The following is a 14,956-nucleotide window of genomic DNA, read 5'->3' on the forward strand; positions in this document are numbered from 1 at the left end:
TCGGGTTGCCGCTGGGAGTGCTGCTGTGGGCTGTGTTCTGGCCGCAGCGTTAGCGGGCCGGGTCGGTCAGCTCGTGGTTTCGGCCGGTACGTCGACCGCGACCTCGCCGCCTAGCGTATGACCATCGGTGAGGCGCAGGTGGTCGCCGCTCCAGAATCGGCCCGGGTCGTACCAGTCGGGGCTACGGTCCTCCGGTAGCAGACCCATTGCCTGGTAGGTGGCAGCCACGATCTCCGCGCAGTAGGCGTTTTCGACTTCGCGCGCATCGGGTCGGCGGGAGCGGCGGCGCGGCAACTGGATTCGGCCGCGGAACCAGCGGCCGGCGAGGGCGGCGGTCGAGGGGAAGGGGGTGCCGTCGAGCCGGGCGACGGTGCGCAGCACACCGTCTTCCATCTTGCGGGTGGCGGGGGGATCGAGCTGGCGGAGCCAGGCCTGCTGCCCGTACTTGTTGGCCCACACCATCACTGCGTCGCGCAGGTTGTGCAATTGGGCGCCGCGATGGGTGGTGCCCGACCACATATCGGTGAGTGAGCGACCGAGTTCGGCATGCCAGATCAGGGCCGGTAGATCGTCGATCACCACCGCCATCCCGACATGGTTGACGGGGCTGTTCGTGGTCATCCTGATCATCCGGTCGGCCGTGGAATGTCCACGGAACAACCAGATATCGCCCGTTCTGGTGATCTCGACAGCCCGCTCGAGATCGATGCCCGTACCCGCCATACAAGTAGCCTAAGGGGTATGAGGTGGTGGAAGGTGCTGGGTTTGGCGGGAGCGGCCGGTGTGGTGGCCACCGGTGTGGTGGTGGTGCGCGCCGAGCGGCGCCGCCGGGCCTACACACCGGATCAGGTCCGCGAGCAGTTGCACGCCCGGTTCGCCCAGGCGGTGGCGGCCGCGGAGACCGCCGAGACACCCGAACCGGAATCGCGCGGTGTGCGGTTGCGCGCGTGGGCGCGGCGGGTCTTCCGGCGGTGACGATACGGCCGTGGTGACGGGCGATATGCCTCGGCTGCGGCGCACGCGCGGCCACTCTGCGACGGCACGCGATAATAGTGATCCACATCACCGTCCAGTTCTGTCAGGAATCCGATCGCTGTCCCGTTCAGAGGGCACGCGAACGAGAGGTTCACGCGAACCGGACAGGAGCACGTTATGAAGCACCGCATCATGGTCCTGGGGGCCGGATACGCCGGCGCCTATGCCGCAGGACTGCTCGCGCGGCGGCTGCATCGCGACGAGGTCGAGGTCACCGTTGTCAATGCCGAACCGGATTTCGTCGAACGGATGCGCCTGCATCAGCTCGCCGCGGGCCAGGAACTGCGCCGGCACGACCTGGCGGAAGTGTTCGCCGGTACCGGTATCAGGCTGCTGGTGGGTCGGGTCGAAGCGGTCGATGCCGAACAGCGGACCGTCACCGTGACCGGCGCCGACGGGACCGGCCGGCTCGAATACGACACTCTTCTCTACACGCTCGGCAGCACCGCCGCCCAGCACGATGTGCCGGGAGTCGCCGAGCATGCCTTCCACGTGGCCGGGCGGCCGTCGGCGCTACGGCTGCGGCAGCGTCTGGACGACCTCGGAGGTAACGGGACAGTGCTCGTCGTCGGCGGCAATCTCACCGCGATCGAGGCCGCCCCCGAACTTGCCGAATCCCGGCCCGGACTCCAGGTCACACTCGCGACCACCGGCGAACTGGGCGGCTGGCTCGGGCCCTCGGCCCGGCGGCATCTGTTCCGGGCATTCGACCGGTTCGGGATCACCGTCCACGAGAACACCACTGTCGAACGGGTCGAGGAGTCCTACGCTGTCGCCGCCGACGGCACTGTTCTGCCCGCCGACGCCACCGTCTGGGCGGCCGGATTCGCCGTCCATCCGGTGGCCGCCGCCAGCGGGCTCGCGGTCGAGGAGAACGGGCGGATCCGGGTGGACCGGATGATGCGGTCGGTATCGCATCCGGGCGTCTATGCCGCCGGCGACAGCGCTTTCGCCGTCCGCGACAACGGCCGGCCGCTGCCGATGTCCTGTGCGTCGGCGGGATTCACCGCCATGCAGGCGGTGGCCGCGATCGTCGGCGACCTCACCGGCCGCGAGGCACCCGAGACCTCGCTGTCGTACGTGGGCAACCACATCAGCCTCGGCCGCAAAGACGGGATCTTCCAACTCGTCGACGCTGCCGAGCGGTCGAAGTCCTGGGCTCTGCGGGGCCGCCCCGCCGCGCGGGTCAAGGCCGCCATTCTGAACGGGGGGCCGTGGAGCCTGCGCCACCCGACCTACGGCAGGCCCACCCGCAGGCATCATCTCGCGGACGTGCCGCGGCGGCGCAACGAGGAGGTCGCGGCCTAAAGTGGCGATCGTGGACACTGCCACCGTGGAACGCTTCGAGGCCGGCCGATCCCGGCTGGCCTCGCTGGCGTACCGGTTGCTCGGGTCGGCCGCCGACGCCGAGGACGTCGTGCAGGATGCGTTCCTGCGCTGGCAGGCCGCCGACCGCGACCGCATCGAGATCCCCGAAGCCTGGCTCACCAAGGTGGTGACCAACCTGTCGCTGGACCGGCTGCGCTCGGCGCGCGCCCGGCACGAACGCGCGGCCGGCACCTGGCTGCCCGAACCACTGCTGGACGGCGACCCCATGCTGGGCCCGGCCGATACCGTCGAACAGCGCGAATCGGTAACCCTGGCGGTGCTGCGGCTGATGGAGCAGCTGTCCCCGGTCGAACGCGCGGTCTACGTTCTGCGCGAAGCGTTTTCCTACGGGCACGCCGAGATCGGCGAAATCCTCGACATCTCCGAATCGGCCAGCCAGCAGCACACCCACCGGGCGCGGCAGCGGATCGCCGCCGGACGAAACGGCGGTGCCGCCGACCGTGCGTCCGCCCGCCGGATCGTGGAGGCCTTCGTCGCCGCCGCCTCCTCGGGCCGCACCGAGCAGCTGGTGGCCCTGCTGACCGATGACGCGACCGCGATCTCCGACGGCGCGGGGCTCGCCGCGAAGCTCCAGTTCCTGCAGACTCCCCGCCGGATCGCGACCACCCTGCGCGCGGGCTTCAAACCGACCGCGGCCAAGCGCCGGCTGGTCGGTGCACCGCTGTCCATCCACGCGGGTCTGGTGAACGGCGATCCGGCCATGATCGCGGTGAGTGAGGACCGAGTGGTGGGCGTGGTGGTACTGGAAGTCCGCGACGACCACAAGGTCGCGGCCGTCTGCGGGATGGCTGCCGCGCACCGGCTGGGTCGCCTCACCGCGCAGTGGCAGCGCACGGAGCACCCTGACCCTGTTCTCGGAAACTGGTGAACAGAAACAGGATTCCTTCGCGCCGGTCAGCGCTCGCGGGTGCTGTCGCCGGAGTTGTGTCCGCCGGACAAGCGATCGAATGCCGAATCGATCACGGGGTTGGTGTGCCCCGATGCGCGTGGTACGGAGCGCAGCCGGTCCATGTCGAGGGAGTGCAGGATGCCCTGGATGGGTGCTGCCGTGCCGTCGGCCGGGGCGGGGTCGGGGTCGGGGCTGTAATCCGGCCATATCACTGTTCGCGGGTATCCGGGATACCGCGACGCGCAGAACGCTTCGTACGCGTCGTCGTCCACCAGGTGCCAGACATCGGGGTCGTCGCCGGCGTCCTGCTCGGGGCTCTCCTCGACGTCCTGCTCGGGGTTCTTTTCGATGCCTTGCTCCGGGCTGTCGTCCTCGTCGAGTGTGTGCGGATACTGCGGCTGGAGGTCCGCCTCGGCCACCATGCCCGTTTCGAGGGCGATTTCCGGGGTTTCGAGCCATGCATCGAGCTCGTCGTCCGTGTACGGACACTGCGGCTCGGTGTCATCCTTGGCTGCCATGCCCGTTTCGAAGGCGATGACCAGGGTTTCGAGCCATGCCTCCAGGGAGGGGAAAACGATATCGCGGAATTCGTCCTTGCAGTGGAACACCACGATCTGCCCGGGTTCGCCGTCGAAGGCGCCCCGGAGGTCGATACACATGTGATCGCCGTAGCTGTTGCCCAGGAAAGGGATCCAGTCCTCGCCCCACTGGCCGGCGAAATCGTCATCGGCCACGAGGTCGGCGAACATATCGAGGGCGCCCGCGATCTCGTCGGCCGACAGGGGTTCCCACAGTGCCAGCAGGGTGCCCCGGTAGTCGCGGTCCTGGCCGTTGCGCCAGGTGAGCAGCTCCCGGAGCAGCGGGGGAATTTCGCTGCCGACGCGCGTGGTGATCTCGTCGATATCGGTGTCCGCAGCGCCGGGCCGGAGTGCAGCGTAATAGCCGGGCCGGTTCGCTGCCAGCCAGCGATCGAGCCGGGTCACAAGCGGATGCACGCTCTGAATCTACCGGGGGTAACCGGGTTCGTATGCCCGCGGCGTTCGGCCGGCGGTGATCGGTTGCGGTGGTTCAGTCCGGAGCGAGGGAGGGGGCCGGGTGGTGATCAGCGGGCGATGATGCGGCGGCCGATCTCCAGCGGCGAGGGCGAGCCGGTGGCCAGCATGGTGAGCGCGGCGGGCAGGCCCTTCCGTATCCGTGAACCCGATCGCCGGATCACCACTCCACAGGGAAGGGGCGATGGGGTGCCGTGGCAGCCCATCGCCGCTGGAGCCGAACCAGTTTGTCCGGGTTGACATGGATGCGGACCGCCTGGATACCGCCGGGCACCGGGTCGAGGCAGAAGACGCCCAGGACCTGTCCGCCGACCTCGGCCAGCAGGGCCGGCCCGTCATTGACGGTGACGCTGTAGAAGGACAATCCGCCTCCGAGGTACGCCCTTCTGGCATCGGTCGGCCGGAACAGGCCACTCAGGTAGCGGGCGATGGCGAAGCCGCCGAGCACCGGGCCCCGGCGTGCAGGGACCCGGCCGCCGCCATCGGCGATGCTGACCGCATCGCCGGTGAGTAACCGGATCAGGGGTTCGGTATTGCCGCTGAGAGCGGCGGTCAGGAATTCCTCGACGATTTTCTGCGCGGTCGCCTCGTCCACCGGAGTACGGGACCGCTCGGTGGTCATGTGCTGTCCGGCGCGCCGGTAGATCTGCTGGCAGTTCGCCTCGCCGATATCGAGTATCTCCGCGATCTCCCGATGCCGATACCCGAATGCCTCACGCAGCACATACACCGCACGTTCCTTCGGCGACAGCCGTTCCAGGAGGGTGAGCATCGCGAGCGAGACCGATTCGCGTTGCTCGACGGTATCGGCGGGGCCGAGCATCGGATCACCGGCCAGCACCGGTTCCGGAAGCCACTGGCCCACATAGGTTTCCCGTCTGACCCGCGCCGAGGTCAGCTGGTTGAGGCAGAGGTTGGTCAGTACCTTCGTCAGCCACGCCTCGGGTGTTTCGATCCGCTCCCGGTCTGCCGTATGCCAGCGCAGGAACGTCTCCTGCACCGCATCCTCGGCATCCGTGGCCGACCCCAGCAGCCGGTAGGCGATCGCCTCGAACCGTCCCCGCAATCCTTCGAAGAGATCGGCCTCGTGCGAACTGAGCGACATCACTACATCGTCGGCTATGCCCGCAGACCGAGTCCAGTCGGCCCGGCCTGCCTCTCGGGAAGGTGCCCGGTCACTGATTTGCCCGATACGGCGTTTTCGCATGCTGTCGGGGCAGACTCATCGCGCAGGCCGGTGACGAGCGTTCCGGTGCGATCGTGCGCGGCCGGTCGCCATAGCTGCCGCCGATCCACCAGGTCCGTACCTCGGCGGAACTGCACGGCCCGTTGGCGCCGTGTGAGCCCGCCGGTCGGATCCGCACGGCGGAACGCGCGGAATCGGCTCGTAACCCGCCGGGCGGTTGCCCCGGCCCAGCGGGTTCGGCCGTGCCGAAGAGTCCTGCTGCGTCAGTGCAGGAGTGTGCCCAGCTGCCGGGCGGCTTCGGCGACGGCGGCGGCGAGTGCGCGTTCGTCGTCGATCTCGAATACCGAGATGCCGATCGAGGACAGCGGTGCGCCGCGGCGGCGGGGGATGAGGGCCGAGATGCCGTACACCGTGGAGACGACCTCACCGCGGGTGACGGCGTAACCACGGTCGCGGGCCGCCTCCACCTCCGGGCGTTCGCCGGGGGCCGGTGGCAGGGCGGCCAGCATGGCCAACCCGGCCGACCCTCGGTCGATGGCGTGTACCTGACCCGGCCGGAACGCCACATGGACTTCGGCGTTGCGTGGTTCCACGACCACCAGCGCGCGCACCTCGGACGCGCTCTCGCGGAGAACGAGGTGGACGGTGGCGCGGGTACGTTCGGCGAGATCCTCCATCACCGGCCGGGCCACGGTCCGCAGATCCTGTTCCACCGGCTCGGCCAGTGTGACCAGGCCCGTGCCGAGCGTGACCCGTTTGGTGTCGTCCCGGCGGCACAGGCGGTGGGCCTCGAGGGTGCGGACCAGCCGGTGCGCGACCGTCCGGTGCACGCCGACCGCGTCGGCGAGATCGCTGGTCGACAGCCCGTGCGGATGGCGGGAGAGCACCTCGAGGATTGCCAATCCGTGGTGCAGCGTTTTCGACATTCCGGAGTCGAGCTCGACGGCGGGCGTGCGCTCGCCGGCCGGTGCCGTGCTGTGGTTCATCTCGTCCTTCTTGACTTCTGTGAGGGCGGACACTTAGCCTTCATGCATATCGCACAGTGTGTGCGATTATCGCACGGTCCCGGTGTGGGGCAACCCGGCCGATCAGCGATCACTTGAGGAGAATGTCGATGAACACGGTGTCGCCCGGAGGCCTGCCCGATCCGGCCACGGTGGCCGCGGTCCACCAGCTGTACGGCTTCCAGAGCCACTACATAGACACTGGCCGCGCTGCCGACTGGGCGGCCACGTTCACCGTGGCCGGGGAATTCCATTCACCGAGCTACCCCGAACCGGTGGCGGGCCGGGCCGCGCTCACCGATTTCGCGCGCGGTTTCTACCAGGCAGCGCGGGCGGCGGATGAGATCCACCGGCACGTGGTCACCAATATCGCGATCCGGCAGCTCGACGACTCGACGCTCGAGGCCGGCGCCTACTTGCAGATCGTCGCCACCCCCCGCGGTGGGCGCTCGCTGCTGGTGCGGATGACCACCTTCGAGGACCGCCTCCAGCGCACCGGCGAGGGCTGGAAGATCGCGCACCGCCGCGTCTCGCGCGACGACACACCTCCGGCCTGACGCCGGTCACCTCGACTTTCTCTCTTCTTCATCTCAGGAAGGACCAGCAATGAGCACCACCACGGACCGGGACAATCCTGGCCACACCGTCGCGACCCCGATGACCGCGCAGTATCCGGAAATGGCGGGCAAGGTCGCCGTTGTCACCGGTGCGGCCCAGGGGATGGGTGCGGTATTCGCGGCGGGACTGGCCGCGCGGGGAGTGTCGGTGGTGGCCGCGGATATCAACGAGGAACAGGTCGTCACCACCGCGGACCGGATCAACGCCGAACGTGCCGGGAACGGCTCGGACGTACCACCGGGCCGGGTCGTGGGTATGCGGGCCGATGTCACCGCGCCCGCCGACCACGAGGAACTCGCCCGGCGTGCCGTCGCCGAATTCGAGCGGATCGACTTCTGGATCAACAACGCCGGGATCTTCCCGTTCGCGCCGGCCGAGGACATCTCGCCCGAGCAGATCGGCGCGACCCTGCGGGTGAATGTCGAGGGCGTGCTGTACGGCGCGCAAGCCGCGGCACGGCATATGCGCCCCGGCAGCGCGATCGTGAACATGTCGTCGGTCTCCGCGCTGCGGGTGCGCAAGGGCCGGGGCGCCTACTGCACCTCTAAGGCCGCTGTCGCCCACATGACCGAATCGCTCGCGGTCGAATTCGGTGACAAGGGGATCCGGGTGAATTCCATTGCTCCCGGCTATATCGACACCGCCATGACCCGCTGGGTCCAGGACGATCCCGCCGCGCTCGCGCACGCCCTCGAGGTGGTCCCACTGCACCGGCTCGGATCGCCGGAGGAAGTTTTCGGGCCGCTGCTGTTCCTGCTGTCCGACAGCGCCCGCTACATCACCGGCCACAGCATCGCCGTAGACGGCGGGTCCCGCCATGTCTGACCGGCCCGACTATCCCGGAGTCGTCCTGGTGACCGGTGCCGCGGCCGGAATGGGCGCGGCTCATGCCGGGGCGCTCGGCGCACTCGGCACCCATGTGTGTGCCGCGGATATCACCGACACCACCGAACTGGTCGCGGAGGTCACCGCGGCCGGTGGTTCGGCCAGCGCGCATCTGCTCGATGTCGCCGACCGATCCGCCTGGGACCGGGTTGTCGACGAGATCCGCACGCAGCGCGGGGAACTCGGCGGCCTGGTCAACAATGCCGGAATCTCGCGGCGGCTGGAATTCACCGATACCCCGGACGATATCTGGGAGCGCACGCTGCGGATCAACCTGTTCGGCCCCTTCTACGGGATGCAGGCCGTGGCGCCGCTCATGCGTGACTCCGGCGGTGGCTCCATCGTCAACATCTCCTCGATCACCGGGCAGATCGGGTACTTCTCCCCGGCGTATTCGGCCAGCAAATGGGGTCTGACCGGGCTGTCGAAATCGGCGGCCGGTGGCCTGGCGAAATGGGGTATCCGGGTCAACTCCGTTCATCCGGGTCTGGTCGGGACCGCGCTCGTCACCGGTTCGGGCGGGTTCGTCGAATCGTCACTGCGGTCCATTCCGATGGGACGGATGGGCGCGCCCGAGGAGATCACCGATGCGGTACTGCATCTGCTCTCGAACCGGTCGAGCTATATGACGGGCAGCGAGGTCACCGTCGACGGCGGGCTGGTCTCCAACGGCCTGTACCACCGCATCCTCGCCGATACCGAGGGGAGTCTGTAATGGACGACGAATTCGATGTCATCGTGATCGGCGGCGGCGGGGCCGGCCTGGCGGCCGCGGTCGCCGCTGCCGAAGACGGCGCCTCGGTACTGCTGTTCGAATCCGAACGGGAACTCGGCGGCTCCACCCAGCTGTCTGCGGGCCTGTTCACCGCGGCGGGCACCAGTGTGCAGCGGGCCCTCGGGATCGAGGATTCGCCGGAAAAGTTCTTCCAGCACTACATGGACCTCAACCAGTGGGTGTTGCGCCCCGGCCTGATCCACGCCTTCTGCGAGAATGCCGGACCGACACTCGAATGGCTCATCGGCCTCGGCCTCGAGGTCCCGGCGGCTGTTTCCGGTAACGCGCACCAGCCGGGCCTGACCCGTGCGGGAGTGGAGGACGTGTGGCGCGGGCACGTACCGAAGGACCAGGGCTACGGTCTCGTCCAGGTCCTCGCCGGGGCCGCCCGCGCGCACGGGATCGAGGTCGTGCTGGGCACTCGGGTGGAAAAACTGCTGGTCGAGCAGGGACGGGTGGCCGGAGTCGTCGCCGACGGGATCGATATGCGTGCGGGGGCGGTCGTCGTCGCCTCCGGTGGTTTCGCCCAGGACCCCGAATTCGTGGACCGCTACTTCCCCGACGCGCGGGCGGCGGGCGACTCCCTGTTCGTCGTAGCCGCACCGGGCAGCCGGGGCGACCATCTGCGCTTCGGCGAAGACACCGGTGCGTCGCTGACCGGCCACGGCTGGGGCCTGCTCATGCCCACCGTGTACTTCCAGCGCTACCACCATTGGCAGTCCGGGTTCCCGCCCGCCTCGCGGATCTATGTGAACCCGCAGGGCCGGCGTTTCATGGACGAGGACGCGTCCTATGCCGTCTCCACCGGAATCCTGGACCGGCACGGCGGCTACGCCTGGATGATCTTCGACGAGAAGGCCCGGACCGGGCTGGCCCCCGGCTACACCGACTGGACCGCCGAACGGGTGGCCGAAGAGGTCGCGGCCGGGCGTACAGTGCAGGCCGGCAGCTGGGACGAGCTCGCGGCAGCCATCGGAGTCCCGGCCGCTGCCCTGCGCACGAGTATCGACCGGTGGAACGCCGAAGTGCCCGCGGGCCACGACACCGAATTCCGCCGGCACGTCTCACTGGCCGCGAAAGGTGTGACGGGGCCACTGGACCCGATCGAAACCGGGCCCTTCTACGCGGCCAGGATCCTGCCCGCGGAACTGGTCTGCACCCACACCGGCCTCGAGATCGACGCGCGCGCCGCCGTGCTCGATACCACCGGCGCACCGGTGGCGGGACTGTTCGCCGCCGGTGAGGCGGGCGGCGGGGTTCTCGGACTGCGGTACGTCGGCGGCGGCAACGCTGTCGCCAACGCGCTCACCATGGGCCGGATCGCCGGCCGCAGCGCGGCGCTCGCGTCGCGCACCCTTTCGAACGCACAAGGACGATGACATGTTGGGAAACGAGCTGATGCCCGAAGCAGCGCACCGCTCCGAATCGGCCGCCGGCACCGGCCCGGCCAAGGCGCAGTCGCCGGTGAAGGTGGTCCGCGCGGCGGTCGTCGGCACCGTCGTCGAGTACTACGACTTCGGCATCTACGGCTATATGGCGACGGTGATCGCCTCGCTGTTCTTCGTCTCGGAGAACGATACGGCCGCGATGCTGGGGACCTTCGCGGCCTTCGCGGTGGCCTTCTTCCTGCGGATCCCCGGCGGGATCTTCTTCGGCCATATCGGTGACCGCTACGGCCGCAAGAGCGCGCTGTCGTGGACCATCCTGCTGATGGTGATCGCCACGGTGGTCATGGGGCTGCTCCCCACCTATGTCACGCTCGGCGTCTGGGCCACGGCCATCCTGGTGCTGGCCCGGTGTGTGCAGGGTTTCGCCGCGGGCGGGGAACTCGGTGGCGCCAACGCGTTCGTCTCCGAATCGGCGCCGGCGCGCTGGCGGGCGACGCAGACCTCGATGGTCAATTCGGGTACCTACCTCGGCTCGCTCGTGGCCTCACTGGTGGCGCTGGGGCTGACCTCGTTCTTCGACGAGGAAACCATTCTCTCCTGGGCGTGGCGTATCCCGTTCCTGCTGAGTGTGGTGATCGGTGTCGTCGGCATCTGGATCCGCAACCATATGGAGGACACGCCGCAGTTCGAGAAGCTCTCGGAGAAGGGTGAGACGAAGAAGCTGCCGATCATGGAGTTGCTGAGCACCTCCGGCGGCGCGGTCGTGAAGATCATCTTCCTCGGCGCCCTGATCACCGGCGGCTACTACATCGCCTCGGTGTACGCCGCCACCTACCTGCAGACCTCCGGCGGTCATTCCTCGACGATGGCCTTCCTGTCCACCTCGCTCGCACTGGTACTCGGTGTCATCACCCTGCCGATCGCCGGCTATCTCGCCGACCGCTACGGCCGCAAACCGGTGCTGTTCGGCGGTAGCGCCGCCGCCGCGATCCTCGGCGTCCCGATGTTCATGCTGATGTCCGGGTCGGGGGCATGGCAGGCAGTGGTCGGGCAGTCGGTGCTGTTCATCTGCGTCTCGGTCGTCAACGGTGCCTCGTATGTGACCTACGTGGAAATGCTCAAGGCCTCGGTGCGCTACAGCGGTCTGGCCCTGGGCAACAACACCACCAATATGCTGCTCGGCGGTACGGCGCCGTTCATCGCGACCTATCTCATCGATCTCACCGGCAATTCGCTGGCGCCCGCCGGATACTTCGTGTTCTGCGCGCTCCTCACGCTGGTGACGGTCTTCTTCATCAAGGAAACCAAGGGCATCGCCCTGCGGGTGGACTGACCCCGCGCCGTCATCGACACATACTCGTCTTCCCGAGGAGGCAGGCATGGCGTATTACCGCCGGCTCGGCGATGTCCCGCCGAAACGTCACACCCAGCACCGCGACGACAGCGGCCGCCTGTACTACGAAGAGCTGATGGGCGAGGAGGGCTTCTCCTCGGATTCGTCGCTGCTCTATCACCGCGGTATACCGTCCGCGATCTCCGGATCGACCGTCTGGGAGCTGCCCGACCAGGCCACGGAACCGAACCATCCGTTGCGGCCGCGGCATCTGAAACTGCACGAGCTGTTCCCGCAGCAGAGCTGGTCGCAGACCGATATCGTGACCGGACGCCGGCTGCTGCTGGGCAACGCCGATGTGCGGATCTCCTATGTGGTCGCACAACAGACCTCGCCGCTGTACCGCAACGCCCTCGGCGACGAGGTCGTCTACGTGGAATCCGGTGCGGCGCGGGTCGAAACGGTGTTCGGGGCGCTGGAGGCGCGGCCCGGCGACTACGTGGTGATCCCGACGTCCACGACGCATCGCTGGATCCCCCGCGGTGACGAACCGGTGCGCGCGTACGCGATCGAATCGAGCAGTCATATCGCGCCGCCCAAACGCTATCTCTCGCGGTTCGGGCAACTCCTGGAGAACGCGCCGTACTGCGAACGCGATCTGCACGGGCCGTCGGAGGTACTGCTCGCCGACGGCACCGATATCGAGGTACTGGTCAAACACCGCACTTCGCGCGGGATCGTCGGCACCCGGATGGTGTACCCGCGACACCCGTTCGACGTGGTCGGCTGGGACGGGTGCCTGTACCCGTACACGTTCGACATCGAGGATTTCGAACCCATCACCGGGCGCGTGCACCAGCCCCCGCCGGTGCACCAGACCTTCGAAGGCAACGGTTTCGTGGTGTGCAATTTCGTTCCCCGCAAGGTCGACTACCATCCGCTGGCCGTCCCGGTGCCCTACTACCACTCGAACGTCGACTCCGACGAGGTGATGTTCTACTGCGGCGGGAACTACGAGGCGCGCAAGGGATCCGGGATCGGCCTGGGGTCGGTATCGGTCCATCCCGGCGGCCACGCCCACGGTCCGCAGCCGGGCGCTATGGAACGCTCCCTGGGGCTCGAATCCGTCGAAGAGACCGCGGTCATGGTCGATACCTTCGCGCCGCTCGAACTCGGCGAAGGGGCGCTGGCCTGCGAGGACCCGGACTACGCGTGGTCGTGGCTGGGGGAGGCGGGCGAATGATCCCCGCACTGCTGCGCGGCCTGTGCGACGACGCGGCGCTCTTCCCGCCCGGTAACGCGCCGCTGCCGGACGCGCTCACGGCGCACGCCCGCTACCGCGACAGCGCCTTCGCGGCACTGGTCGGTCCGCTGATCTTCCCGATTCCCCGGCTCGCCGAACTCGCCGCGCGGCAACCCGCACCGATCGAGGTGGTCCTCACCGCGCCCGAGGGGCCCGGCACAGTGGCCGGCGCTCTGGACCGGGCGGCCGAGATCGCCGGGGTCACCGTCGTGGGCGTCGAAATTGCCGCCGAGGCAGGACAATCCGCGCAGGAGTACTTCGCGGCACTGCCCGAGGCGAAGCCGGGATGGCCGGAGCTCGCCGTCTCGGTCGAGGTACCCCGGGACGGCCGCCGGCCGGAATTCTTCGACCGGCTCGCCGGCTCGCCGTATGTCGCGAAGTTCCGCACCGGCGGCGTGGTCGCCGAGGCCTACCCGGGCACACCGGAACTCGCCGCGGCCATCCGGTCGGCTGTCACCCCCCGCACCGCGTTCAAAGCGACCGCGGGCCTGCACCACGCGGTCCGCAATACCGATCCCGCCACTGGCTTCGATCAGCACGGGTTCCTCAACCTGCTGCTCGCGACGCATATGGCGCTCACCGGCGCCGATACCGCCGAACTCGCCGAAATACTGGCCGACCGTGACGGTAGCGCGCTCGCCCAGCAGCTGGCCGCGCTGACCGACGGCGAAACCGCCGCCGTGCGGGCGGTGTTCCGCTCCTTCGGCACCTGCAGTATCGGCGACCCGTTGACCGAGCTGGTGGATCTGCATCTGCTTCCCGCCGCCCTGCGGCCCGTCCCCGAAAGTTCAGCACCATGACCGTCATAGACATACCCGCCGATTCACTGTTCGGGATCGACAATCTGCCCTACGGCTCGTTCTCCACGCCGGGCACCGCGCCCCGGATCGGTGTCCGGGTGGCGGACAAGGTCGTCGACCTGGCGCGCGCACTCGGTGACGAGGTGTTCGCCCGGCCGGTCCTCAACGATTTCATGGCCCGCGGCCCGCGGGAATGGGCGCGGGTCCGGGCCCGTATCACCGAGCTCGTCCGCGGCGAGATCGATGCGGACGCCGTGCACGATATCGCGGACGTGACGATGCACCTGCCCATCGCCGTCGCCGATTACGTCGACTTCTACGCCTCCGAACACCACGCCACCAATCTGGGCCGGCTGTTCCGCCCGGATTCGGCGCCGCTCATGCCGAACTGGAAACATCTTCCGGTCGGCTACCACGGCCGCGCCGGCACCGTGATCCTGTCCGGCACCGATATCGTCCGCCCGTGTGGGCAGCGCAAAGCGCCCACCGAACAGGCGCCCTCCTTCGGGCCGTCGCGGCGCCTCGATATCGAGGCCGAACTCGGATTCGTCGTCGGGGTGCCGTCCGCACCCGGCACCGTGATCACACCGGACGAGTTCGCCGATCACGTCTTCGGCGCCGTGGTGGTGAACGACTGGTCGGCCCGCGATATCCAAGCGTGGGAGTACGTCCCGCTGGGCCCGTTCCTCGGCAAGAGCTTCGCGACCTCGATATCACCGTGGGTGGTGCCGCTGGCCGCACTCGAAGAGGCCCGGATCGACACCCCGGTACAGGACCCGGAGCCGCTGCCCTACCTGCGCGGCACGGAGAAATGGGGTCTCGATATCGATCTCACCGTCGAATGGAACGGGCAGACCGTCTCCCGCCCGCCGTACGCCCAAATGTATTGGTCGCCCGCGCAGATGCTGGCCCACACCACCGTCAACGGTGCCACCGCGCGCACCGGCGATTTCTTCGCCTCCGGGACGATCTCCGGACCTGAACCGGACCAGCGCGGCGCATTCATCGAACTCACCTGGGGCGGTGCGGAACCCGTCGAAGTGGCCGGCGAGACCCGGACCTTCCTCCAGGACGGCGACGAGGTCGCCATTGCCGCCACCGCACCCGGCCCCGCGGGCTCACGGATCGGATTCGGGGAGGTCCGGGCCCGGATCCTGCCCGCTACACAAGCGGGCTGATGAGGGGCGAGGGGGGGGGGGGGGGGGGTTTTTTTTTTTCCCCCCCCCCCCCCCCCCCCCCCCCCCCCCCCCCCCCCCCCCCCCCCCCCCCCCCCCCCCCCCCCCCCCCCCCCCCCCCCCC

15 protein-coding genes are annotated in these 14,956 nt (G+C 68.7%); 11 read left to right on the forward strand and 4 right to left on the reverse strand.

Annotation, left to right across the window (positions count from 1 at the left end; genetic code table 11):
- Positions 1-66 precede the first annotated feature (66 nt).
- Positions 67-723: a hypothetical protein gene (locus ACFWPH_RS26330; protein ID WP_378754781.1), complete on the reverse strand. Its 657-nt coding sequence runs from the start codon at positions 721-723 to the stop codon at positions 67-69.
- A gap of 18 nt (positions 724-741) precedes the next feature.
- On the opposite strand from ACFWPH_RS26330, the gene ACFWPH_RS26335 reads away from it, so the two are divergent.
- From ACFWPH_RS26335 to ACFWPH_RS26345, 3 genes are all read left to right on the forward strand, one after another.
- Positions 742-975 carry a hypothetical protein gene (locus ACFWPH_RS26335; protein WP_378754782.1) on the forward strand — a complete coding sequence of 78 codons (234 nt, stop codon included), beginning with the start codon at positions 742-744 and terminating at the stop codon, positions 973-975.
- 177 nt (positions 976-1,152) lie between these two features.
- A complete protein-coding gene (locus ACFWPH_RS26340) occupies positions 1,153-2,343 on the forward strand; it encodes an NAD(P)/FAD-dependent oxidoreductase (RefSeq protein WP_378754783.1) in 1,191 nt (396 codons plus the stop codon).
- 10 nt (positions 2,344-2,353) lie between these two features.
- Positions 2,354-3,292, forward strand: coding sequence for a sigma-70 family RNA polymerase sigma factor (locus ACFWPH_RS26345; protein WP_378754784.1), 939 nt, complete (start codon positions 2,354-2,356; stop codon positions 3,290-3,292).
- Between the two features lie 26 nt (positions 3,293-3,318).
- On the opposite strand, the gene ACFWPH_RS26350 is transcribed toward ACFWPH_RS26345, so the two are convergent.
- From ACFWPH_RS26350 to ACFWPH_RS26360, 3 genes are all read right to left on the reverse strand, one after another.
- Complete coding sequence (locus tag ACFWPH_RS26350) at positions 3,319-4,308, reverse strand: SMI1/KNR4 family protein (RefSeq protein WP_378754785.1); 990 nt, start codon at positions 4,306-4,308, stop codon at positions 3,319-3,321.
- A 217-nt stretch (positions 4,309-4,525) separates the two neighbouring features.
- Positions 4,526-5,470, reverse strand: coding sequence for an RNA polymerase sigma factor SigJ (gene sigJ, locus ACFWPH_RS26355; protein ID WP_378754786.1), 945 nt, complete (start codon positions 5,468-5,470; stop codon positions 4,526-4,528).
- Positions 5,471-5,814: 344 nt separating this feature from the next.
- Positions 5,815-6,477, reverse strand: a complete 663-nt coding sequence (locus ACFWPH_RS26360; protein ID WP_378754812.1) for an IclR family transcriptional regulator — start codon at positions 6,475-6,477, stop codon at positions 5,815-5,817.
- 188 nt (positions 6,478-6,665) lie between these two features.
- On the opposite strand from ACFWPH_RS26360, the gene ACFWPH_RS26365 reads away from it, so the two are divergent.
- Genes ACFWPH_RS26365 through fahA form a run of 8 tightly spaced genes read left to right on the forward strand, consistent with a single transcriptional unit; the run spans position 6,666 to position 14,835 of the window.
- Positions 6,666-7,112 (forward strand): nuclear transport factor 2 family protein, encoded by a 447-nt coding sequence (locus ACFWPH_RS26365; protein WP_378754787.1) that lies wholly within the window; start codon positions 6,666-6,668, stop codon positions 7,110-7,112.
- 49 nt (positions 7,113-7,161) lie between these two features.
- Positions 7,162-7,998: an SDR family NAD(P)-dependent oxidoreductase gene (locus tag ACFWPH_RS26370; protein ID WP_378754788.1), complete on the forward strand. Its 837-nt coding sequence runs from the start codon at positions 7,162-7,164 to the stop codon at positions 7,996-7,998.
- A complete protein-coding gene (locus ACFWPH_RS26375) occupies positions 7,991-8,773 on the forward strand; it encodes an SDR family NAD(P)-dependent oxidoreductase (protein ID WP_378754789.1) in 783 nt (260 codons plus the stop codon). The genes ACFWPH_RS26370 and ACFWPH_RS26375 overlap by 8 nt, the downstream gene beginning before the upstream one ends.
- A complete protein-coding gene (locus tag ACFWPH_RS26380; RefSeq protein WP_378754790.1) occupies positions 8,773-10,212 on the forward strand; it encodes an FAD-dependent oxidoreductase in 1,440 nt (479 codons plus the stop codon). The genes ACFWPH_RS26375 and ACFWPH_RS26380 overlap by 1 nt, the downstream gene beginning before the upstream one ends.
- Before the next feature lie 19 nt (positions 10,213-10,231).
- Positions 10,232-11,554 carry an MFS transporter gene (locus ACFWPH_RS26385; RefSeq protein WP_378754813.1) on the forward strand — a complete coding sequence of 441 codons (1,323 nt, stop codon included), beginning with the start codon at positions 10,232-10,234 and terminating at the stop codon, positions 11,552-11,554.
- Positions 11,555-11,600: 46 nt separating this feature from the next.
- A complete protein-coding gene (locus tag ACFWPH_RS26390) occupies positions 11,601-12,797 on the forward strand; it encodes a homogentisate 1,2-dioxygenase (protein WP_378754791.1) in 1,197 nt (398 codons plus the stop codon).
- Positions 12,794-13,657: a hypothetical protein gene (locus ACFWPH_RS26395; RefSeq protein ID WP_378754792.1), complete on the forward strand. Its 864-nt coding sequence runs from the start codon at positions 12,794-12,796 to the stop codon at positions 13,655-13,657. Before ACFWPH_RS26390 ends, ACFWPH_RS26395 begins: the two co-directional genes overlap by 4 nt.
- On the forward strand, positions 13,654-14,835 hold the full coding sequence (fahA, locus tag ACFWPH_RS26400) for a fumarylacetoacetase (protein WP_378754793.1): 1,182 nt from the start codon (positions 13,654-13,656) through the stop codon (positions 14,833-14,835). The genes ACFWPH_RS26395 and fahA overlap by 4 nt, the downstream gene beginning before the upstream one ends.
- Positions 14,836-14,956: the final 121 nt, after the last annotated feature.

The organism is Nocardia sp. NPDC058499 (assembly GCF_042719915.1).
In the GTDB taxonomy this organism is placed as follows: domain Bacteria; phylum Actinomycetota; class Actinomycetes; order Mycobacteriales; family Mycobacteriaceae; genus Nocardia.

Excerpts from the sequence above, each read along its gene's own strand:
- ACFWPH_RS26330 (WP_378754781.1), bottom strand. The coding sequence starts at position 723 with ATGGCGGGTACGGGCATCGATCTCGAGCGGGCTGTCGAGATCACCAGA.
- ACFWPH_RS26335 (WP_378754782.1), top strand. The coding sequence starts at position 742 with ATGAGGTGGTGGAAGGTGCTGGGTTTGGCGGGAGCGGCCGGTGTGGTG.
- ACFWPH_RS26340 (WP_378754783.1), top strand. The coding sequence starts at position 1,153 with ATGAAGCACCGCATCATGGTCCTGGGGGCCGGATACGCCGGCGCCTAT.
- sigJ (WP_378754786.1), bottom strand. The coding sequence starts at position 5,470 with ATGTCGCTCAGTTCGCACGAGGCCGATCTCTTCGAAGGATTGCGGGGA.
- ACFWPH_RS26360 (WP_378754812.1), bottom strand. The coding sequence starts at position 6,477 with ATGTCGAAAACGCTGCACCACGGATTGGCAATCCTCGAGGTGCTCTCC.
- ACFWPH_RS26365 (WP_378754787.1), top strand. The coding sequence starts at position 6,666 with ATGAACACGGTGTCGCCCGGAGGCCTGCCCGATCCGGCCACGGTGGCC.
- ACFWPH_RS26370 (WP_378754788.1), top strand. The coding sequence starts at position 7,162 with ATGAGCACCACCACGGACCGGGACAATCCTGGCCACACCGTCGCGACC.
- ACFWPH_RS26375 (WP_378754789.1), top strand. The coding sequence starts at position 7,991 with ATGTCTGACCGGCCCGACTATCCCGGAGTCGTCCTGGTGACCGGTGCC.
- ACFWPH_RS26380 (WP_378754790.1), top strand. The coding sequence starts at position 8,773 with ATGGACGACGAATTCGATGTCATCGTGATCGGCGGCGGCGGGGCCGGC.
- ACFWPH_RS26385 (WP_378754813.1), top strand. The coding sequence starts at position 10,232 with ATGCCCGAAGCAGCGCACCGCTCCGAATCGGCCGCCGGCACCGGCCCG.
- ACFWPH_RS26390 (WP_378754791.1), top strand. The coding sequence starts at position 11,601 with ATGGCGTATTACCGCCGGCTCGGCGATGTCCCGCCGAAACGTCACACC.
- ACFWPH_RS26395 (WP_378754792.1), top strand. The coding sequence starts at position 12,794 with ATGATCCCCGCACTGCTGCGCGGCCTGTGCGACGACGCGGCGCTCTTC.
- fahA (WP_378754793.1), top strand. The coding sequence starts at position 13,654 with ATGACCGTCATAGACATACCCGCCGATTCACTGTTCGGGATCGACAAT.